The sequence below is a fragment of the Bradyrhizobium sp. USDA 10063 genome (assembly GCF_054063735.1).
Genome location: NZ_JBSSGP010000002.1, coordinates 3,455,802 through 3,476,212 on the forward strand (window position 1 = coordinate 3,455,802; position 20,411 = coordinate 3,476,212).

Consider the following 20,411-nt stretch of genomic DNA (forward strand, 5'->3'; position numbering starts at 1 on the left):
GAGAGGCCAACGGGCGATAGCTCCGCACTCAGCCATGATACGCAAACAGCTCGATTGGATCACTGAAGCCTCGCACCGGAAATTCGCCGACGCGTTCGAGATCGAAATCGCTTTGTACGAAGTCGGCGAACGCGCGGGACAATAGCACGTTTCTACCCAATTGCTTGGTCAGGGTTTCGAGACGCGACGCCATGTTGACCGCGGGACCGATGACGGTGAAGTCGAGCCGGGTGCGGGACCCGATATTGCCGTACATGACGTCTCCGACGTGGACGCCGATACCGTAATTCAGCGGCGCACGACCGGTTTCGCTGTTCTTTTCGTTCAGGGCAATCATGGCCTGACGGGCCTCAGTCACGGCATGCAGCAGATTTGCGCAGGCCGACGGCTGGCTGAGCGGAAAAATGGCGAGCAGGCCGTCGCCGATGAATTTCAGTATTTCCCCGCCATGTCGCGCGATCGGCTCCGACATCGCGTCAAAATAGCCGTTCAGAAGATCAATGACGTCATCGCGCGGCCAATTGTCGGAGATCCTGGTGAAATCGCGCAGATCGCAGATCATGATGGCTGCGCGTACCGTCGTCCCGCTTCCGCGCCTGGTGGCGCCGGCCAGAATCAGTTCGCCGGCGTGCGAGCCGACATAGGTTTCGAGCAGCGTTCGCGCCAGCCGGTTCTTGACACGGATTTCGCTGACCAGCGCCAGAATCGGCAACAATTTTAACAGGCGGGCGACATGCGCGTCGTCGAAACCTCCCACCCGGTCGGTTGCAAAGGTCACGATGTGCCGCTTGCCGAGCGTATGATACAGCGGCCACGCCACATAGTCGGTCAAGCCGCTAGCCCGCATCTCGTCGTAGACGGCGTGTTTGCGGCCCAGCGACGGATCGCGTTCGAGATTTTCGCGCACCTCGGCGGCACCGTTATGAATTTCGTTGACAGGACTATCGATGTATTCGGATCGCTCCGTCACATCGTAATCGACTCTCGCAATCTCGGCCTCGCGCATTCCGTCGACCCACATCATCCGGGCGCCGAGCCATTGGGGATGGTGGATCAGGATATGAAGCGACGCCCGCTTGACGGGAATGCCCGCTCGCTGAAGGCGGACACACAGCTCAGCGAAAATATTGTCAATGAAGCGCTCATCGCGCGTGTCGTTTGTCAGCCAGTGCACAACGTCATCGTCAGAATGCGCGGTGCCGGGATCGATGTTTGACGGCGCGTTCATATCTTGCTCCCGTAGCTTCAAAGCCCCGCCAGGAATCGCTCCAGCGCGGCGTTGGTTTCCGCCGGGGCTTCCTGCTGCACCCAGTGACCGACGCCCGGGAGGATAACCGATCCGCGAAAGTCGGTGCAGCCGATTCCGGGGTTCGCATAAAGATCCATGCCGGGAACGAACGCGCGAACCGCGTCGCGCTCGCCGGCCACAAAATACGACGGCTGCGTCACCGGCTTTCCGGCAAGCTCCGCCAATTCCCGAAAATCGACGTCCTGCGCGCGATAGCGATTGAGCGGCCCGCGGAAGCCGCCCGCGCGAAATGCGTCGACATAGACCTGCAAGTCCTGCTCGCTCATCCACTCCGGAAACGGCTGCGGATCGACCATCCCGTCGAGCAGTTTCGCGTCCGCAGGCTTGTGTTCGAGCCACTTGTTGAGCGGCGCGCTACCTGAGATGGCGAAATAGAGTTTTCGTAAGGCAACAGGGATGTCGGCCTCGAGCTCTTTCTCCGCCACGCCTTCGTCCTGGAAATAGATCTGATAGAAGAAGCGATCCTTGTAGGCAGCCTTCACGGCATCGAGAAAAGCTACAGGTCGTCTGGGGATGTACGGAACACTCAAACCGGCGACCGCCGTCACCTTGTTCGGATAGAGCAGCGCCGAATTCCAGACCATCGGCGCACCCCAATCGTGACCGATCAGGATCGCCTTGCCATCACCCAATTGATCGATCACGGCGGCGATATCGGACGCCAGATTGCGGATGGTGTAGGCGGCAATCTCCTGCGGCTTGGAGCTCTGCCCGTAGCCGCGCACATCAAGCGCCGCGACCGTGTAGCCTCGCTCCGAGAAATACCCGATCTGGTGACGCCAAGAGTACCAAAGCTCGGGAAAGCCGTGAACGCAGAGGATCAGGGGACCACGGCCGGCGAGCGCAACATTCAGGTTGATCGATCCGTTCCGCACCGTGACGAAATCCATGACGTCCTCGCAGATTTTCAGGGTTCCCGGTTCTTACTCTTACTCAAGCTTCCGCGGATGGAAAGGACGTGGATGCCCGAACACGGCTACATCTGTAATGCGGAGCCACGCGGAAAGTCCTCTTGCCTGAGCGAATAGTATGGAGCGCGCAGCTTTCTCCCACTGTCGTCCCGGGCTTGACCCGGGACCCATAACCACAGGCGTTAGTGGTGAACTCCGCTGCAACTGCTTGCTCGCGCCACAACAACTCCCTGTGGTTATGGGTCCCCGCTTTCCGCGGGGACGACGCGTGTTGTTGTGGCGAGTGCGCGTCGATTAATCCCCGTCCTTCGACGACCAAACGCTGCGCGAAAGTATGAGTCGCGCCGCCTGCGCTTATTTCCCGTGCTCCTCGCGCATCCTGGCCTGGATCTTGGCCATGCCGCCGATCCAGCGGTCGTAGTTCTCGGTCTTCTTGCGCATATAGCCTAGCACCTGCGGATGCGGCAGGATCAGGAAGGTCTCCTGCTCGATGCCGCGCAGCGCGTCCTGCGCGACCTGCTCTGCCGTGAGGTCGCCGTCGCCGGATTGCGGGCCCTTCGGGATCGAGCGCAGCATGTTGGTGTCGACACCCTGCGGGCAGAGGATCGAGACCTTGATGCCGTCGGCGCGGTGGGAGATCGCGAGGTTTTCGGCAAAGCCGACCGCGGCGTGCTTAGTGGTGGAATAAGCGGGGCTGCCGACCTGCGACAACAGGCCGGCCGCGGAGATCGTATTGAGGAAATAGCCGCCGCCGCGCGCCTTCATGCGCGGGATCAGATGCCGCGCGGCATAGACATGCGCCATCACATGGATCGCCCAGCTTCGTGCCCACGGCTCATCCGAGGTGCCGCCGGCATTGACGGAGAGCGGATCGAAGCCGCCACCGATGCCGGCATTGGAGCAGAACAGCGCGATCGGGCCGAACATCCGCTCGGTCGCCTCGATCACATGCAGGACATTCTTCTCCTGCCCGACATCGCATTTGAACGCCGCGCCGCCGACGGAGGCCGCGACCTTTTCGGCAGCCGCATGGTCGAGATCGACGACCACCACCTTCGCGGCACCCGCGCGGTGGAATACCTCGCACAACGCCTTGCCGATGCCATTGCCGCCACCGGTGACGACCACGACTTTCTCTGCCACCTGCATGGCGCCCTCCCGATCTCTGTATTTGTCAGCGCCTCAGCTCGCGAGCACGAGGTCGAGGATCGCCGTATAGTGGCAGGCCGCGCCAAGCAAGACAAAACAATGCCAGATCGCATTCTGGAAGCGGAGCCGCTGCCAGGCGTGGAATACCACGCCGAGACTGTACGATAGGCCGCCCGCGACCACGAACCACAGCGCCATCGCCGGCAGCGCCTTCACCACCGCATCATAGAGCATCAGGCCGCTCCAGCCCATGGCGAGGTAGAGACCGACCGACAGGCGGTCGAAGCGGCCCGGCAGCGTCAGCTTCAGCACGATGCCGACGATCGCCACGCACCAGACCCCGACCAGGAGCGCGATGGCAAAGTAGCTCTCCCGCAATTCCATGATGAAGGGCGTATAGGTCGCAGCGATCAGAACATAGATCGCCGAATGGTCGAAGCGGCGCAGCACCCATTTGGCGCGCGACACCGGCCAGAGATTATAGGTCGCCGACAGCACCAGCATGGCCAAGAGGCCCGCGACGTAAACTGAGACCACCGCGACATCGCGCGGCGTCGCGTAGACCGCCGTCAGCACGATCAGCACGGTGGCGGCGATCAGCCCGAAGCAGATGCCGACGACATGGACGATGCCGTCGGCGATCAGTTCGGCGCGGTCATAGTTCCAGATCACGGCGCCGGCCGCGTGGAACGAATTGGAGGCGAGTTGCTTCAGTCGGAATATCGTCATGACCAGTCGGCGCGCACCAGTGAGGCAGCGAGGGGATATCGGCGTTGGGAGGTTAGCCGATCTACTACCCCATCGTCGTGGCTGTTTTTTGAACCGGCGATGAACAGGCCCGCCCGCCAGGGACTGAGGAAGTGCTTGATTTTGGTCCATCAATTGCCATTTTGCCGATAAGTTGCTCTGTGAATTGCCCTCCCGCCGGGTTTCGTTATCGCCTGCATGGCTCCCAGTCTCACCGATATCGTCGAGGAAGCGCGCCTGTCGGCGCGGGCGCTCTGGGACTATGGCGACAGTTTCTTCAACCCGACCGTGCGGCTCGGCGTCACCGGATTATCGCGTGCCGGCAAGACGGTGTTCATCACGGCGCTGATCCATGGATTGACCCGCGGCGGCCGCTTTCCGGTGTTCGAGGCCTATGCCTCGGGCCGGATCGCTCGCGCCCATCTGGAGCCGCAGCCGGACGACGCGGTGCCGCGTTTCGACTACGAGAATCATGTCCGCACCCTCGTCGAGGAACGGCGCTGGCCGAACTCGACCACCGACATCAGCGAGCTTCGCCTCGTCATCGACTACCAGCGGCAAAATGGCGCGGATCGCACCCTCACCCTCGACATCGTCGACTACCCCGGCGAGTGGCTGCTCGACCTGCCGCTGCTCGGCAAGAGTTTCGAGCAATGGTCGACTGAGGGCCTCGCGCTTTCGCGCGAGCCGCTTCGCGCCGGACTTGCCGCACCCTGGCATGAGCATCTGAGGACACTGGATCCCGAAGACCGCGAGGATGAGCAGGCGGCGCTAAAGGCAGCAAAACTCTTCACCGACTATCTTCGCGCCTGCCGCGACGAACGCTTTGCCATGAGCCTCTTGCCGCCTGGCCGCTTCCTGATGCCGGGCAGCCTCGCCGGCTCGCCGGCGCTGACCTTTGCGCCGCTCGAAGTTCCCATCGACGGCACCGCGCCCGACGGCTCGCTGTGGGCGATGATGCGGCGGCGCTATGAGGCCTATAAGGACGTCGTGGTCCGCCCGTTCTTCCGCGATCATTTTGCACGGCTCGACCGCCAGATCGTGCTGGTCGATGCGCTCGCCGCCTTCAATGCCGGGCCTGAGGCGCTGCACGATCTCGAGGCCGCGCTCGCCGGCATCCTGGATTGCTTCCGCATCGGGCGCAGCACGATCCTGAGTGCGCTGTTCCGGCCGCGGATCGACCGCATCCTGTTCGCTGCGACCAAGGCCGACCATCTGCATCACCAGAGCCATGACCGGCTGGAAGCGATCCTGCGCCGAACGGTGGCGAAAGCCGCCGACCGCGCCGAATTCGCCGGTGCCGCGATCGACGTGGTGGCGCTGGCCGCGGTGCGCGCGACCCGCGAAGCGCAGGTGGCGCGCGGCCGGGAAAAGCTGCCGTCGATCCTGGGCACGCCGGCGCCCGGCGAAACGGCCAATGGCGAGACGTTCGACGGAGAGACCGAAGTGGCGACCTTTCCGGGCGACCTGCCTGTTGACCCGGACGAGCTGTTCAGGGGTACTTTCCGCGGCCTGTCGAGTGCGGCGGCCGACAAGGCCGATTACCGCTTCCTGCGATTTCGGCCGCCGAAGCTGGTGCGGGAGGGTGACGAGGAACCCGCCCTGCCCCATATCCGCCTAGACCGCGCGCTCCAGTTCCTGATCGGAGACCGATTGCAATGAGCGAGAAAACGCCCCACCGGCGGCCGGCGACCTTCAAGCTCGACGACCCCTCCGTGATCGTGATCGACGCGGACGAGAAGGGCCGGCCCGCCCGCGGCACCATCCAGATCACGCCGGAGCCTGATCCGACGCTGCTGCCGGTGCCGGTCGATGCGCCGCAGGTAGCTGCGCGCCGCGGCTTCCGCTGGGGCACGCTATTCTGGGCGGCTTCCGGCGGATTGATGCTGCTCGGCGCAGGCCTCGGCGTCATCAACCTGATCGAAGACCTGTTTGCGCGCAACGAAGGGCTTGGCTTCGTCGGACTTGCATTGGCCGTCGTTGCAACGGTCGCGTTGTTCGTCGTCATCGGCCGCGAGGCCTTCGGTTTGGCGCGGCTGACGACGATCGAGAAACTGCATCAGCGCGCCGCGGAGGTGCTGCTCAGCGACGAGCGCGCAGCGAGCCGGGCGATCGTGAACGACCTGCTCAAGCTCGCGCACGAGAACCCGCAGCTCGCCCGCGCCCGCGCCACGCTGCAGGGCCATGCCGACGACATCATCGACGGCGCCGACATGATCAAGCTCGCCGAACGCGAATTGCTGACGCCGCTCGATGAAGAGGCGCGCCGCCTGGTGTCGTCAGCGGCGCAGCGGGTCTCGGTCGTCACCGCGGTGAGCCCGCGCGCGGCGATCGACGTGCTGTTCGTGTTCGTGGCAGCGCTGCGCATGATCCGGCAATTGGCCTATCTCTATGGCGGCCGGCCCGGCGCGCTCGGCATGTTCAGCCTGATGCGCCAGGTCATCGCGCATCTCGCGATCACCGGCGGCATGGCCGCAAGCGACAGCCTGATCCAGCAGATGCTCGGCCACGGCATCGCCGCCAAGCTGTCCCAGCGCCTCGGCGAAGGCGTCCTCAACGGCCTCCTCACCGCCCGCCTCGGACTGGCGGCGATCGAAGTGACGAGGCCACTGCCGTTCACGGCGCTGCCGCGGCCGGCGCTGGCTGATCTTGCGAAGGACCTGCTGCGCAAGCGCGACGACGAAGAGCGATAGCGAGGAAGAGTTGTAGGGTGGGCAAAGCGACCTCATTCACGGCCGGCGCAACAAGCACCAGCGCAAGCGTGCCCACCATCACAAGCGGAGTGCTGATGGTGGGCACGCTACGCTTTGCCCACCCTCATATGGGGCTTTGTGAGTCAAGGCTCTTGAACCGGTGCGGGTTGGGTTTTTGCAGTGAGAGGGCGGCGCGCGGAGCCATGCGTAGCGCAGCGCGACGACCGGGCCCCGGGCGAGGATTGGCTTCCGAAGATTTCTGCAGCTCACTGCATCACCTCATATCCGGTCGGATCGGCTGATCCGTACCCACATTCCGCATGCTTGCGGCGAGGAAGCCAAGAGGATGAGACCCATCTACAAAGCGGCCTGGTTGGGCCCCTGGGTGGCACGGTCATCATCCATCCTGTACGGGGCGCGCGGCGCGGAGCCGCCTCGCCCTGGTGGCGTGGTCCGGTGCTAGGCCTTCATCACGGCCTGCTCCGGAACAAGGCCGGTGGTGAGATAGCGCCACAGCGCCACGATCAGCTTGCGCGCCAGCGCGACGATGGCGATGCGCTTGGCGCGCTTGCCGGCGTTTTCGGTGCGGGTGCGGAACCAGCGGCTGAGCGCGCTGTCCGGCTGATGGCGCAGCCAGAGCCAGGCCAGTTCGATCGTCTTGTGGCGGGCGCGCCGGTTGCCGGCCTTGCTGATCCCCTGCTCGCGATCGATGCTGCCGCTTTGCCAGGGACTGGGCGCCAATCCGCAATAGCTGGCGACCTCGCGCCGGTTGCGGAAGTCCTTGTAGAACACCTCGTTCACCAGCGTCGCGGCAAACGCCGGGCCGAGCGCCTTGAGCTGCTGCAACTGATCCCGTCGCTTCGCCATCGGCGCCGGCGCCGCGGCGGCTTCCGCCGCGACTTCTGCCGCGACTTCTGTAGCGACTTGGGCCTGCTCCAGCGCCTTGAGCTGGTCGCGCACCAGCATCAGCCGGGCATGCTCGCGCTTCACTTCGGCCAGAAGCTGCGGCGGCAGCGGCTGCCCTTGCCAGTCCCGCTGCTGCTCCAGCCAGGCGAGCCAGGTCCGTCGTCGCAAGGTGCCGGCCGCCATGCCCAACAGGCGCAGCAGCGCCTTGATCCGGTTGGTGTGCCCCGTCTGCTCCTTCACCAGTCGTTCGCGTTCGCGGCTGGCGCGCCGGGCGTCCTCCTCGGCCACGCTCGGCACCCGGACGATCCGCACCACCCGCGGCTCGCCTCGCAAATGAGCCATCAAGGTGCGCAGCAGAAGCTCGCCATCGATCCGGTCTGTCTTCGCCCGCCGCGCCCGTTGCTCCACCGCGATGCTCGCCGGGTCGAAGATGAAGTTGGTGATCCCAGCCGCCGCGAGCAGCCGGTGCAGCCAGAAGCCGTCATAGCCAGCCTCGTAGCAGCTCACCACCCGCGGCGCCGCTCCAAGCTTCGCAGTCGCCCGGGCCTTGACCTGCTCGATCAGCGCCAGCAGCCCGGCGTGATCGCCGCCTTCCAGCTTGTGGCGCGATATCCGGTCCCGATCCGGACTGTGCAGCGTCACCAGCCACGTCTTCTGACTCAGTTCGATCGCAACGAAAATCGTGCCACAATGCCCGGCGGTGGGCGTGTTCTTGGTCAATGCTTGCATCAGACTCTCCGATGGTTCGAGTGTGGAAACCCAAACCTACCGGAAAGGGCGCGCTCACCGCCCCATGGAATCTACACCTCTCGCCTTGTGGCATCAGCATCGCCAGCACGCGCCAGCGGAATAGCGGCGAATCCGGCGGCGGCGAGAGTTCGGGGGTGTAGCCGGTCAGCTTTTCCAGCGAATAGCTGTCCATCACCATGCCGCGCCAGACGCGCTCGACGCGTTCGAGCGGCTGGCGCACGGCACCTGCCGAATCCAGGAATGGCATCTGGCTGTCGAGCTCACGCACGACATAGATGCCGGCATGATTGCGGACACGCTCCATGCCGGGATCGCGAAAGCCCTGGAAGCGGCCGCGCTCGTTGAGCTGAACCACCGGCACGCGGCCGTTGAAGAACCAGCGCAGCATCGCATAGGTGCGGTAGTCAGTGGTGGCGATCCAGGTCGCGCCCTGCTTCTGCAACTGATCTTCCACGCGCGCGGCGAGCTCTCGGTAGCCGGCCTCGCCGCCGATCGGATCGGTGCGGCCGATCAAATTGAAGGGGGTCGCGACATAATAAAGGAATACGCAGACGACGAAGGCGAGACCTGACATCACCGCGATCCGCGCCCAGGAGATGGTCGAGCGGATCATCCATTTCGGAAAACCTTCGCGCGGCAGCATGGCGATGTTGATGGCCGTGGCGGCAAAGCCGGCCGGCCACAGGAACATCGGCCAGGTGTCGCCAACACGGAGCGTCAGCGACTTCCACAGGAAATAGAAGAACGGCACGATCACCGCGGTCGAGAGCAGGATCGCGACCGGCTCGCGGGTGCGATAGCCGCGCCACGCAGTGAGCGTCACGCCCGACAGCACCACCGGCAGCACCACGAATCCGACGAGGCCGAGTTGCAGGGCGAAAAACTCGCCCAAGGTGCGAAGCGAGAACGGATGGTCGGCGGTGGCGCGCACCGCCTGGAAACGGAACGAGGCCCAGTCGTGCTGGTAATTCCAGATCAAGACCGGCGAGAACACCACGATTGCAATCACGGCGGCAAGATAGGGATAGGGGCTGGAGAGCCAGCGCCACCGCCAGGGAGGCACCAGCATGAACGCGACGACCCCCGGCACCAGCATGATCACGGTGAATTTCGATAGTAGCGCAAGCCCACCGAACAGGCCGGCGGCGAGCCACCAGCGCCCGTCGCCGCTTTCGGTGAGCCGCACCAGCGACCACAGCATCGCGACCGCAAACGGGATCATCGCGGTGTCGGGCGCGATCTTCGCCATCAACAGGCCGTAATAGAGCGCGGCCTCCGGCAACAGCAGCGCCAGCACGATCGCCCTGAAATCACGGGTGACGCGGCGGACGATGTCGGCGAGCAGCAATTGAGTTGCCAGCATCGCCAAGATGCCGGCGAAGCGCGCGCCGAGATTGGTATCGCCGAAGATCGCGGTGCCGAAGCGGATGAACCAGGCGATCATGGGCGGATGATCGAGGAACGACAGTACGTTCTCCTTCGACCAGGTCCAGTAATAGGCCTCGTCCGTGCGCAGGTCGAGCGTGCCCGCATAGACCAGGCGCATGACCGTCATCGCCGCGATCAGGGCGATCACTACAGGCCATGGCGGCGCGGCAGGATAGTCGTCCGCTGTGGCGCGGCTGGTTTTAAGCGGGATCTTCGTCACGGCCGCGCTTTTCCTAGACTCCTAACGGAGTGTCAACGTGTCGCGGGAAAAGAATGGTAAGTGGCGTCCCGGCGAGGCCGAACCCATGACACTGGTGTGTAACCTGGGCGCGGCAGGCGTGAAATCCGGCCTCTCCCACGGTGTTCAGCAATGGAATAAGGCATTAGATTTGACGATAGTAACTACGGATCACATGGCCTCCTCGGCGCGCGAGCAGTTAAGGGAATTTTTCCGCGGCATCGGCTTGCGGCAGGTCCGGCTCGCCAGCGGCACCATCCTGTTCGCCTATCTGGTCAGCCATTTCGTCAATCACGCGCTCGGCAACATCTCGCTGGAGGCGCTGGCCTGGGGCGTCGACTGGCACACCGCCTTCTGGCAATTCCCGCCCATTGCCTTCATCTTCTACGGCGCCTGCCTCGTGCATTCCGGGCTCGGCATCTGGGCGCTGTATCAGCGCCGCCAGTTCGGCTGGAAGGCGATCGAGCCGTTGCAACTCGTGCTGGGCTTGAGCATCCCGCTCCTGATCATCGCCCATATCGTCGGCGTGCGGCTCGGCCAGACGCTGTACGGGCACGAGAAGCTCTATCCGCAGGAACTCTATCTGTTCTTCATCAGCGCGCAACAGAGGCTGTGGCTGATGCTCGCCGTGCTCGTCATCGCCTGGGTGCACGGCTGCATCGGGCTTTATTTCTGGCTGAGGCTGCGCAGCTTCTTCAAGCGCGCGGCACCGTTTCTGCTCGCAGCCGCCGTGCTGATCCCGACGCTGGCGGTGCTCGGCATCTACCAGGGCGGGCGCACCGTGATCGCCGACAGCACGGAGCCCGAATGGCGGCACGACAATCTGTCCGCGCAACATGTCGGCACGCTCGAGCAGGCTGACATGCTGGACCGCATCACAAGCGGCATGACGATCGGCTATGTCGGTCTGCTTGGCCTGGTGCTGCTTGCGCGCGGCGCACGCGCGATCCTCGAGCGGCGCGGCGGCATGGTCCGCCTGTCCTACGGCAATGGCCGCACCGTCCGAGTCCCCAGGGGATTGAGCGTGCTGGAGGCGAGCCTGCGCCACAACGTGCCGCATGCCTCTGTCTGCGGCGGCCGCGCGCGCTGCTCGACCTGCCGCATCCGCATCATCGGCGACTGCAGCGATCTGCCCGAGCCCTCGCCGCGCGAGGCCTTCGTGCTCGGCCGCGTCGGATCGAGCGATCCCTCGATCCGGCTTGCCTGCCAGCTCAAGCCGACCACCGACCTCTCCTTCTTCCAGCTATTCACCCCGCACACGATGTCGGCCAATGCGCACGCGTCGAGCCCGACGCGGATCGGGCAGGAGCGCTACCTCGTCAGCCTGTTCGTCGATATGCGCGGCTCGACGCAGCTTGCAGAGACGCGGCTGCCGTTCGACACTGTCTTCATCGTCAACCGCTTCCTCGGCGCGGTGTCGCAGGCGGTGATCGAAAGCGGCGGCCAGCCCAACCAGTTCGTCGGCGACGGCATGCTGGCGCTGTTTGGCCTCGCAAGCAGCCGGCAGCAGGCCTGCCGGCAGGCGCTGCGCGCGGCGGCGCAGATCGGGAAGAACATCGAGGAATTGAACCAGTTCCTGAGCCATGACCTGCCCGAGCCACTCCGCTTCGGCATCGGCATCCATGGCGGCGAGGTGATCGTCGGCGACATCGGCTATCGCGACCACATGGTGTTCACCGCACTCGGCGACGCTGTCAACGTTGCGGCGCGCTTGCAGGACATGACCAAGATGCTCGGCTGCGAAGCCATCTTCTCCGAGGAGGTGCGCATCACCGCGGGCCTTGCCGACGATGCACTGCCCCAACAGGAAGTCGCGATCCGAGGCCGCAACGAGCCGATGACCGTGCGCACGGCCAGCGACACGCGCACGCTGTCCGCGCTGGTCAACGGCGATCGAGTCGTTGCGGCCTGATTATCACCTGTTGATGACGCGGTTCGGCAATCGCTCGCGTATCGTCAACGTCGGCTTGTACCGATCGCGAACGCCGGCCTGCAAGGCCCCGGCCGCGCCAGATGCCCGAGACTTGCCGCTATTGGCCGATCTTTTCCACGGGAATGAGCGGGAAATAGGCAAAAGGGCGCAAAAGCGCCGCGAAACGGCGTGTTTCCGCCAAAATCACGCGTGAGCTTTGCGCTACCAAGCGCGACGCAATCTGCGTTATCCTGCGCCTTGCGAACATGCCGGGGTGTGCGGGGACCGGCCGGTTCGTTTAATTATTTGATTTCCGCCGGAGACGACGTGAATGGCTAAAGGTACTGTAAAATGGTTCAACCCGACCAAGGGCTACGGGTTCATCCAACCCTCAGCGGGTGGCAAAGATATATTCGTTCATATCTCAGCGGTTCAGAAGGCCGGTCTTACGACGCTCAATGAAGGGCAGTCGGTCGAGTATGACGAGATCGCCAACCGCGGCCGGACATCGGCGGAGAATTTGAAGGTCTAGCATCATCCCAAAGGTCGCGCTCTCGGGGATGCGTCCGGGAGTGGCGTCCAAACAAATTACAGCAGAGGGAAGCGTTCGCAAGGAGCTGAGCGCGCGCATCCGCGCGTCGGCCACTTTCAGTCCTCCGTCACCCATTGGGTGACAGGCATGACATCCGGCGGCTGCAGATAGCCGCGCGGCCAGAGATCGACGGCCCATTCCACCTTGGTGGCGCGCTCGACCAGCACCGCGGTGTTGTGCGGCGTCTGCAACACCAGCGTATTGCCGCGATAATGCGGATCGCCGACGACGTGGTGCTTCAGCAGATTCCATTGCTGCAGCACCAGGAGCAGGCTCGTGGTGTTGCGAGTGGTGTCCCAGCAATCGTAATTGTGCTTGTCGTCGAAATAGCGGAAATCCGCCTTCGCCACCCGCTTGTCGGTGCCGATGATTGGACCCATGCGGCGGTCGAACCACATCACCGCTTTTTGCACCGCAGCACGCTCGGCCGTCGCGGAGGCGCGGCCCGCATTCATGATCTGCGTCAGCGCGGCGCGGTCGGCGGCGGTGAAATCCAGTATCTCGCGGCGGCGGCAGACGAAGCCGTAGCAGACCGTCATCGAGTTCGCCGACGGCGGATAGATCGACACCGAGGTGTAGAGCGCCTCGACCGCCGCGCTCATCTCGGCGGACGCGGCAGGGCCGGCAAAGAGCGCCAGGAGGCTCACGCAGACGCCGGGAAGCGTTGCGCGTGGGCGGCGCTGCATCTGTCGATCGGTGTCGCTCATGAACCCTGCACCCGAAGTGGGCTTGAGGATTAGCGTGGCCTCTCGATCCTGCCAATATGCCGGACGAGAGCCTGTGGATCACATCTCGCCAGACAAAAGTGCTAGGGGACCGGCAGCGGCGCGTCGCGCTTGACCTCTTCCATCACGGCGTAGGTGCGCGTCTCCTTCACGCCGGGAAGCGCGAGCAGGCTCTCGCCGAGGAACCGGCGATAGGCGGTCATATCGGCGACGCGCGCCTTCACCAGGTAATCGAAGCCGCCGGCCACCATGTGGCACTCCAGGACCTCAGGCGCGGCCTGCACCGCGCGTGCGAACTTTTCGAAGACATCAGGCGTCGTCTTGTCGAGCATCACCTCGACGAACACGAGCAGCCCGAGGCCGAGCCGGTGCGGATTGAGGCGGGCGCCGAACCCCTCCACATAGCCCTCGCGCTGCAGCCGTTTCAGCCGCTCGCCGACCGAGGTCGCGGACAGGCCGATGCGCTCCGCCAGTTCGACATTGGCGATTCGGCCGTCGTCCTGCAGAATTTCGAGGATCTTGCGGTCAATTTTGTCTATTTCCGGCATATATCAACCGTTTTCCAAGTATATCCTGATTTTCTAAGGAATATATACGAATTTGTCTATCGAAATACGGTTTGGAGGGAAGTAAGCTTCTGCTGGGTCTGAGGAAAACGCCATGCCGGTCGAACACACGATTCCACCTTTCAGCGCAGCCTATGCGCCGGACGATGCCGCGATCGCATCGCGGCTGCTGCAGGACTCGCGGCTTGGCGCGGAGCAGGAAGCAGGGATCGACACCACCGCGACGCGGCTGATCGAGGCCATCCGCGCCAATGACGATCCGCTCGGCGGTATCGAGGACATGCTGCGGGAATTCGCGCTCTCGACCAAGGAGGGCCTGGCGCTGATGGTGCTGGCGGAAGCGCTGCTGCGCGTACCGGATGCGCGCACCGCCGATCAGTTCATCGAGGACAAGCTGGCGCAAGGCGATTTCATCCGTCACGAGACCAAGTCGAGCGCCTTCCTGGTCAATGCCTCGGCCTGGGCGCTCGGCATGTCCGCCCGGGTGATCCAGCCGGGTGAGACGCCGCAGGGCACAATAGGGCGACTCACAAAACGGCTCGGCGCGCCGGCGGTGCGCGCTGCCACGCGGCAGGCGATGCGGCTGATGGGTAGTCACTTCGTGCTCGGCGAGACCATTGAGGCGGCGCTGTCGCGGGCAGAGTCGCAGTCGGCGGAGAGGCCGCGCTATTCCTTCGACATGCTCGGCGAAGGCGCGCGCACCGCCACTGATGCCGAGCGCTATTTCAATTCCTACGCGCGTGCGATCGAGGCGATCGGGCGAGCGGCGGACAACCGTCCCCTGCCCGACCGACCCGGCATTTCCGTCAAGCTCTCGGCGCTGCATCCGCGTTTCGAGGCGACAAGCCACGGCCGCGTCATGCGCGAGTTGGTGCCGCGGCTGGTCGAACTCGCGCGGCAGGCCAAGGCGTTCAACTTGAATTTCACCGTCGACGCCGAGGAAGCCGACCGGCTGGAATTGTCGCTCGACGTGATCGCCGCAGCATTCCCCGACAATGCGCTTGCGGGCTGGGACGGTTTCGGCCTCGCGATCCAGGCCTATCAGAAGCGCGCCGGCGAGGTGATCGACTATGTCGACCAGCTTGCGCAAAGGCTGAACCGCCGGATGATGGTGCGGCTGGTCAAGGGCGCCTATTGGGACACCGAGATCAAGCGCGCGCAGGAACGCGGGCTCGACGACTATCCGGTCTTCACCCGCAAGGCGATGACCGATTTGAACTACATCGCCTGCGCGCGAAAGCTTTTGACGCTGCGGCCACGCCTGTTTCCACAATTCGCGACCCACAACGCACTCACCGTCGCGACCATCCTGGAGTTGGCCGGCGACGGCAGCAGCTTCGAATTCCAGCGGCTACATGGCATGGGCGAGGCGCTCTATGCGCAGCTTGCCAAGGACCGCCCCGACATCGCCCATCGCACCTATGCGCCGGTCGGCAGCCATCGCGATCTGCTCGCCTATCTGGTGCGACGACTGCTCGAGAACGGCGCCAACTCCTCCTTCGTCGCGCTCGCGGCCGACGAGGCGGTGCCCGTGACGAAATTGCTGCGCCGGCCGGCCGACATCATCGGCACGGCGGCGAATGCACGGCATCCTAACATCCCGCTGCCGCAGGATCTCTATCGGCCGGAGCGGCAGAATTCACGCGGCATCGAGTTCGGCGAACGCGCCGCGCTGAACGGCCTCCTGGCGGCGATCGGCGCCGAAACAGTGCCAGCGGCCGCGAGCAGCGAGGCCACGCCGGAACAAGCGAATGCCGCGATCGCCACGGCGCGCGGCGGTTTCGGCCGCTGGAGCCGGATGCCGGCCGAGACGCGCGCGAAAGTCCTCGAACGTGCTGCGGAGCTGTTGCAGCAGCGCGCCGCGCATTTCATCGCACTGTTGCAGCGCGAAGGCGGCAAGACGCTGGATGACGCGCTCTCCGAGGTGCGCGAGGCGACCGATTTCTGCCGCTACTACGCCGCGCAGGGCCGCAAACTGTTCTGCGACGCCGAGGCGATGCCGGGACCGACGGGTGAGAGCAACGCGCTCGCCTTGCGCGGCCGCGGTGTCTTTGTCGCGATCTCGCCGTGGAATTTTCCATTGGCGATCTTTCTGGGCCAGGTAACGGCCGCGCTGGTGGCGGGCAACTCGGTGGTGGCAAAGCCGGCCGAGCAGACGCCGTTGATCGCGGCTGAGGCGGTCGCGCTGCTGCACGAGGCAGGCGTGCCAACTTCCGCCCTGCAGCTCGTGCAAGGCGACGGCCGGGTCGGCGCGGCGCTGGTGGCGCATCCGGACATCGCGGGCGTCGTCTTCACCGGATCGACCGAGGTCGCGCGATCGATCAACCGCACGCTGGCCGCCAAGGACGGTCCGATCGTGCCGCTGATCGCCGAGACCGGCGGCATCAATGCGATGATCGTCGATGCCACAGCGCTGCCCGAGCAGGTCGCCGACGATGTCGTGACCTCGGCGTTCCGCTCCGCCGGACAGCGCTGCTCGGCGCTGCGGCTCTTGTTCGTCCAGGACGACGTCGCCGACCGCACGATCGAGATGATCGCCGGCGCAGCGCGTGAGCTGAAGCTTGGCGATCCCGTCGATCCCTCAACCCATGTCGGGCCGGTGATCGATGCCGAGGCCAAGCAGCGGCTCGACGCGCACATCGCACGGATGAAGCGGGAGGCGCGCGTGCATTTCGCAGGCATCGCGCCAGAAGGCAATTTCGTCGCGCCGCACATCTTCGAACTGGCGAATGCCGGCCAGCTCACCGAGGAAGTGTTCGGCCCGATCCTGCACGTGGTGCGCTACCGCGCGGAAAATCTCGGCGACGTGCTCGGATCGATCGAGGCGACAGGCTATGGGCTGACGCTCGGCATCCACTCGCGCATCGACGACGCCGTCGAGGACATCGTCGAGCGCCTCGCGGTCGGCAACATCTATGTCAACCGCAACATGATCGGCGCCGTCGTCGGCGTGCAGCCGTTCGGCGGCTGCGGCCTCTCCGGCACCGGCCCCAAGGCCGGCGGCCCGCATTACCTGGCGCGGTTTGCAACCGAACAGACTGTGACGATCAACACGGCCGCCGCCGGTGGCAATGCGGCGTTGCTCGCGGGCGGGGAGTAAGCCAGCGCCGCAATAACGGACTAGCACCGCTGTCCGCCCCTCATGGTGAGGAGCGCGCAGCGCGTCTCGAACCATGAGGCCCCGCCGGTGGCCTCGCCCTTCGAGACGACCGCTTCGCGCTCTCCTCAGGGTGAGGGGATAGATTGGAATGCGCGGCTCTCTCCACGTCATTGAGAGCGAAGCGAAGCAATCCATCTCTCCACGCTCGCGGAGGCATGGATTGCTTCGTCGCTCCGCTCCTCGCAATGACGGCCCAAACAGCCGTTGCATCCCCCACCCATCATAGGTCAAATGTCGCTTCCTCGGGATCATCGGCAGCGGTAATTCCGCCTCACGAACAACAGCAACAAACGCCACGGGAGCGACGGCACGATGGAAAAAGGTATCTTTGAAGGCTTGAAGGTTCTGGACTGCGCGAGCTTCATTGCGGCCCCGGCGGCCGCGACCGTGCTGTCCGACTTCGGCGCCGATGTGATCAAGATCGAGCCGCCCGGGGCCGGCGATCCCTACCGCAATCTGCCGAACCTGCCCGGCTATCCCCATACCGAGCACAATTTCGCCTGGCTCCTGGAGGCGCGCAACAAGAAGAGCCTGGCGCTCGACCTCACCAAGCCGGAGGCGCAGGCGGTGCTCTACAAGCTCGTGGCCGAGGCCGACGTCTTCATCACCAACATGCCGCCGCAGGTCCGCGCCAAGCTCGGCATCACCTATGACCATCTCGCCCATCTCAACGACCGCCTGATCTACGCCTCCTTCACCGGCTATGGCGAAAAGGGCGAGGAAGCCAACAAGCCGGGCTTCGACAGCAACGCCTATTGGGCGCGCTCCGGACTGATGGACCTGGTGCGCGCCGATGAGGACACCACGCCGGCCCGCTCCGTCGCCGGCATGGGCGACCACCCCTGCGCGATGGCGTTCTACGGCGCGATCGTCACCGCGCTGTTCAAGCGCGAGCGCACCGGCAAGGGCTCGCATGTCTCGACCAATCTGATGGCGAACGGCGTCTGGGCCAACAGCGTACTGGCGCAGGCAAAACTTTGCGGCGCGAAATTCTCCAGGCGCAAGCCGCGCGAAGAGGCGCTGAACGCAGTGACCAACCACTATAAGTGCAAGGACGGCCGCTGGATCATCCTGTCGCTGCTCAACGAGGAGCGGCAATGGCCGACGCTGGCGCGCTGTCTCGGCCGCGAGGACCTCGTGGCCGACGAACGCTTCGCCACCAAGGCCGGGCGCCATGCGCGCTCGGTGGAACTGATCAAAATCCTCGACGAAGTCTTCGCAACCCGCGACCTTGCCGAGTGGCGGAAGATCCTCGACGGCAATGGCCTCGTGTTCGGTGTAGTCGGCATCCTCGACGACATCCCGACCGACAAGCAGATGATCGAGAACGAGGTGCTGGTGCGGTTCGAGAACGACACCATGCTGACCGTCAACAGCCCGATCTTCATCGACGGCGAGAAGAAAGTGCAGCCGCGCAAGCCGCCGGAAGTCGGCGAGCATTCGGACGAGATCCTGCGGCAAGCGGGATACGACGAGGCCACGATCGGGAAGCTGCGTGCGAGCGGCGCGGTGGCGTAAATTCCAACGTACCACGTCGTCATGCCCGGGCTTGTCCCGGGCATCCACGCCCTTTGCCGTTCAGAGACAGAAGAACGTGGACGGCCGGGTCAAGCCCGGCCATGACGGAGGATGGGGAGCGCACGGAACGAACCAACCGTCAGCTTTACGGGCTTTTGATGAAGCACATGCCCATGCGCGAGGTCTTGCCGGCGGCCTGGCAGGCGAGCCCTTCGGCGCAGGTCCAGTTGCGAAAACTGCGGTCGTTGTCGGCGGCTTTGGCGCTTTGCTGATAGCAATGGGCGCCCCAGCCGTCGTCATACTCGGTGCCGGCAAGCTCGGTGCTGCCGCGTAGCTGCGGGCGGTTGGAGAAGCCGCGGGAAAAATCCGGCTGCGCGCCGCGGGAAAACGCAGCCAGGATGTCGCGGCGGCGGACCTGGTCGCCGAAGAAATGCGGCGAGGCCGGCACCACGGTCGTGTTCGACGGCTTGGCCGCCATCCAGTCGACACCGGGGAAATGGAAGCCGCCGATGCCGCGGGTCTGGTGGCAGCCGGCACAGGTGATATCGTTGAGCCGGCGCTCAAAGCCCGCGACCGAGCGGATGTTCTGCAGCCTGGTGCCGTCTTCCGCCGCCTTCTTCAGCGCGCCAACGACGTCATTGTCATCGAATGCGGCCGCGCTGCTTTCACCACTCATCATTCCATATTCGGGCTGCAGGTCCGACAGGTCGAAGCCAACAGGTGTCGGCGCGATCGCAGCCCTGGCGAGGAATTTCTCCGGGATCAGGATCGTGCCGCGGTCGAGCTCGGCGAAATGCCTGGGATCGAGCAGCCAGCTCTTGAACTCGCGCTTCAGGTTTTCGTCAGCGAGAATGCGATCGCGATCGATCTGGTTTTCCAGCGGCGCTTCCTCGAAACGCCCGGCGTCGCTGTTGTAGTTGAACACCTTGAGGAGATAGTCGGTGCGGAAATCGCGCGTGGGCGATTTCGGCGCATGGGCGATCTGCAGGTTGGTCTCGATCTGCTCGATATTCTGGTAGCCGATCAGGTCGAGCGGACCGTCCTTGCCGGTGAGCTTCTCAAGTGCCCGATCGCCCGCCGACGAAAGGTCGCTGACGGCAAGCCAGCGGCGCGCGATCTCGCGGCAGGTGATCGCGGCACCGTTTCGATCGCGCGCGCCCTCGCCCTTCGCCTTCAAAACCAGATTGAGCGTCATCGGCAGCCGTTGCGAGACCGCGTTCTCGCCGATCACGGGCGCATCGATGCGCGTCAGCCGATAGATCAGCCGGATCTCGCCGCAGCTTTCAGGTGAGACATAGGCGCGGTCCATGCGGTTCACGATGCCGGCCAGCACGAAGCGCGTTCCGGCTGAGTAGAGCTGCGCACGGTCGAATAGCTGGAAGGCAAAGCTGTCGCCGACGCCGATGGTTTCGTTCGGGAGATCTCGCCTGTGCCTTGCGATGTAGCGATCGAACTCGCGGTCGAGCGCCGCGCGGATCGGCGCCATCGACGGCAGCGCGAACAGTTCGGCGTCATCGAGCGGAAGATCGGCAGATCGCTGCGGCGACAGCATGCGTCCGAGACCGAACCTGCCGCGATCGAGATCACGAAGCACAGATGGATCCGTGATCGCAGCGCCGCGTTCCAGCGCCTTGTCCTGCGCGGCACGCGCCGCCAAGCCGCCGCACAACAGGGCGAGCAGGATCACAAGAAAACGCAGCGCACGGCTCATGCCCCCACTAACACCGTGCGGCGCGGCGTATTCAAGTCAAATGCCGTCTCACATCGCGGTGAGGCGCTTCACCTCTCCCGCTTGCGGGAGAGGGAG

General features: G+C 64.6%; 14 protein-coding genes and 1 pseudogene. 6 read left to right on the forward strand and 9 right to left on the reverse strand.

What is annotated here, in order from left to right:
* Positions 1–28: 28 nt before the first annotated feature.
* From ACVJGD_RS18665 to trhA, 4 genes are all read right to left on the reverse strand, one after another.
* Positions 29–1,228 carry an adenylate/guanylate cyclase domain-containing protein gene (locus tag ACVJGD_RS18665; protein ID WP_456635719.1) on the reverse strand — a complete coding sequence of 400 codons (1,200 nt, stop codon included), beginning with the start codon at positions 1,226–1,228 and terminating at the stop codon, positions 29–31.
* A gap of 17 nt (positions 1,229–1,245) precedes the next feature.
* A complete protein-coding gene (locus tag ACVJGD_RS18670) occupies positions 1,246–2,199 on the reverse strand; it encodes an alpha/beta fold hydrolase (RefSeq protein ID WP_456635720.1) in 954 nt (317 codons plus the stop codon).
* 375 nt (positions 2,200–2,574) lie between these two features.
* The gene (locus ACVJGD_RS18675) at positions 2,575–3,369 is read right to left on the reverse strand and encodes an SDR family oxidoreductase (RefSeq protein WP_456635721.1); all 795 of its coding nucleotides are present in this window, start codon (positions 3,367–3,369) and stop codon (positions 2,575–2,577) included.
* A gap of 33 nt (positions 3,370–3,402) precedes the next feature.
* Entirely contained in the window at positions 3,403–4,098 is a 696-nt protein-coding gene (trhA, locus tag ACVJGD_RS18680) for a PAQR family membrane homeostasis protein TrhA (protein WP_456635722.1), read from the reverse strand.
* 216 nt (positions 4,099–4,314) lie between these two features.
* On the opposite strand from trhA, the gene ACVJGD_RS18685 reads away from it, so the two are divergent.
* Complete coding sequence (locus ACVJGD_RS18685) at positions 4,315–5,778, forward strand: YcjX family protein (protein WP_456635723.1); 1,464 nt, start codon at positions 4,315–4,317, stop codon at positions 5,776–5,778.
* Positions 5,775–6,809: a YcjF family protein gene (locus ACVJGD_RS18690; protein ID WP_456635724.1), complete on the forward strand. Its 1,035-nt coding sequence runs from the start codon at positions 5,775–5,777 to the stop codon at positions 6,807–6,809. Before ACVJGD_RS18685 ends, ACVJGD_RS18690 begins: the two co-directional genes overlap by 4 nt.
* Positions 6,810–7,268: 459 nt before the next feature.
* On the opposite strand, the gene ACVJGD_RS18695 is transcribed toward ACVJGD_RS18690, so the two are convergent.
* Positions 7,269–8,444 (reverse strand): IS110 family RNA-guided transposase, encoded by a 1,176-nt coding sequence (locus ACVJGD_RS18695; protein ID WP_456632918.1) that lies wholly within the window; start codon positions 8,442–8,444, stop codon positions 7,269–7,271.
* Positions 8,445–8,544: 100 nt separating this feature from the next.
* Positions 8,545–10,020, reverse strand: a pseudogene (locus tag ACVJGD_RS18700) (glycosyltransferase family 39 protein); the annotation flags it as partial.
* A 286-nt stretch (positions 10,021–10,306) separates the two neighbouring features.
* On the opposite strand from ACVJGD_RS18700, the gene ACVJGD_RS18705 reads away from it, so the two are divergent.
* Both ACVJGD_RS18705 and ACVJGD_RS18710 read left to right on the forward strand, forming a co-directional pair.
* Complete coding sequence (locus ACVJGD_RS18705; RefSeq protein WP_456635725.1) at positions 10,307–12,043, forward strand: adenylate/guanylate cyclase domain-containing protein; 1,737 nt, start codon at positions 10,307–10,309, stop codon at positions 12,041–12,043.
* A 331-nt stretch (positions 12,044–12,374) separates the two neighbouring features.
* Entirely contained in the window at positions 12,375–12,575 is a 201-nt protein-coding gene (locus ACVJGD_RS18710) for a cold-shock protein (RefSeq protein ID WP_456635726.1), read from the forward strand.
* Positions 12,576–12,691: 116 nt separating this feature from the next.
* Here the strand turns inward: ACVJGD_RS18710 and ACVJGD_RS18715 are convergent, their stop codons facing one another.
* Together ACVJGD_RS18715 and ACVJGD_RS18720 are read right to left on the reverse strand one after the other, a co-directional pair.
* Positions 12,692–13,321: a hypothetical protein gene (locus tag ACVJGD_RS18715; protein WP_456640290.1), complete on the reverse strand. Its 630-nt coding sequence runs from the start codon at positions 13,319–13,321 to the stop codon at positions 12,692–12,694.
* 122 nt (positions 13,322–13,443) lie between these two features.
* Complete coding sequence (locus ACVJGD_RS18720; protein ID WP_456635727.1) at positions 13,444–13,908, reverse strand: Lrp/AsnC ligand binding domain-containing protein; 465 nt, start codon at positions 13,906–13,908, stop codon at positions 13,444–13,446.
* A gap of 112 nt (positions 13,909–14,020) precedes the next feature.
* Between ACVJGD_RS18720 and putA the strand changes: the two genes are divergently transcribed.
* Together putA and ACVJGD_RS18730 are read left to right on the forward strand one after the other, a co-directional pair.
* Positions 14,021–17,026 (forward strand): bifunctional proline dehydrogenase/L-glutamate gamma-semialdehyde dehydrogenase PutA, encoded by a 3,006-nt coding sequence (putA, locus tag ACVJGD_RS18725; RefSeq protein WP_456635728.1) that lies wholly within the window; start codon positions 14,021–14,023, stop codon positions 17,024–17,026.
* 372 nt (positions 17,027–17,398) lie between these two features.
* Complete coding sequence (locus ACVJGD_RS18730) at positions 17,399–18,604, forward strand: CaiB/BaiF CoA transferase family protein (protein ID WP_456635729.1); 1,206 nt, start codon at positions 17,399–17,401, stop codon at positions 18,602–18,604.
* Positions 18,605–18,749: 145 nt separating this feature from the next.
* On the opposite strand, the gene ACVJGD_RS18735 is transcribed toward ACVJGD_RS18730, so the two are convergent.
* The gene (locus ACVJGD_RS18735) at positions 18,750–20,315 is read right to left on the reverse strand and encodes a hypothetical protein (protein WP_456635730.1); all 1,566 of its coding nucleotides are present in this window, start codon (positions 20,313–20,315) and stop codon (positions 18,750–18,752) included.
* Positions 20,316–20,411: the final 96 nt, after the last annotated feature.

Bases quoted from the DNA above. Each gene is read 5' to 3' on its own strand.
- trhA (WP_456635722.1), bottom strand. From the start codon at position 4,098: ATGACGATATTCCGACTGAAGCAACTCGCCTCCAATTCGTTCCACGCG.
- ACVJGD_RS18665 (WP_456635719.1), bottom strand. From the start codon at position 1,228: ATGAACGCGCCGTCAAACATCGATCCCGGCACCGCGCATTCTGACGAT.
- ACVJGD_RS18730 (WP_456635729.1), top strand. From the start codon at position 17,399: ATGGAAAAAGGTATCTTTGAAGGCTTGAAGGTTCTGGACTGCGCGAGC.
- ACVJGD_RS18705 (WP_456635725.1), top strand. From the start codon at position 10,307: ATGGCCTCCTCGGCGCGCGAGCAGTTAAGGGAATTTTTCCGCGGCATC.
- ACVJGD_RS18735 (WP_456635730.1), bottom strand. From the start codon at position 20,315: ATGAGCCGTGCGCTGCGTTTTCTTGTGATCCTGCTCGCCCTGTTGTGC.
- ACVJGD_RS18675 (WP_456635721.1), bottom strand. From the start codon at position 3,369: ATGCAGGTGGCAGAGAAAGTCGTGGTCGTCACCGGTGGCGGCAATGGC.
- ACVJGD_RS18690 (WP_456635724.1), top strand. From the start codon at position 5,775: ATGAGCGAGAAAACGCCCCACCGGCGGCCGGCGACCTTCAAGCTCGAC.
- putA (WP_456635728.1), top strand. From the start codon at position 14,021: ATGCCGGTCGAACACACGATTCCACCTTTCAGCGCAGCCTATGCGCCG.
- ACVJGD_RS18710 (WP_456635726.1), top strand. From the start codon at position 12,375: ATGGCTAAAGGTACTGTAAAATGGTTCAACCCGACCAAGGGCTACGGG.
- ACVJGD_RS18685 (WP_456635723.1), top strand. From the start codon at position 4,315: ATGGCTCCCAGTCTCACCGATATCGTCGAGGAAGCGCGCCTGTCGGCG.
- ACVJGD_RS18670 (WP_456635720.1), bottom strand. From the start codon at position 2,199: ATGGATTTCGTCACGGTGCGGAACGGATCGATCAACCTGAATGTTGCG.
- ACVJGD_RS18695 (WP_456632918.1), bottom strand. From the start codon at position 8,444: ATGCAAGCATTGACCAAGAACACGCCCACCGCCGGGCATTGTGGCACG.
- ACVJGD_RS18720 (WP_456635727.1), bottom strand. From the start codon at position 13,908: ATGCCGGAAATAGACAAAATTGACCGCAAGATCCTCGAAATTCTGCAG.
- ACVJGD_RS18715 (WP_456640290.1), bottom strand. From the start codon at position 13,321: ATGCAGCGCCGCCCACGCGCAACGCTTCCCGGCGTCTGCGTGAGCCTC.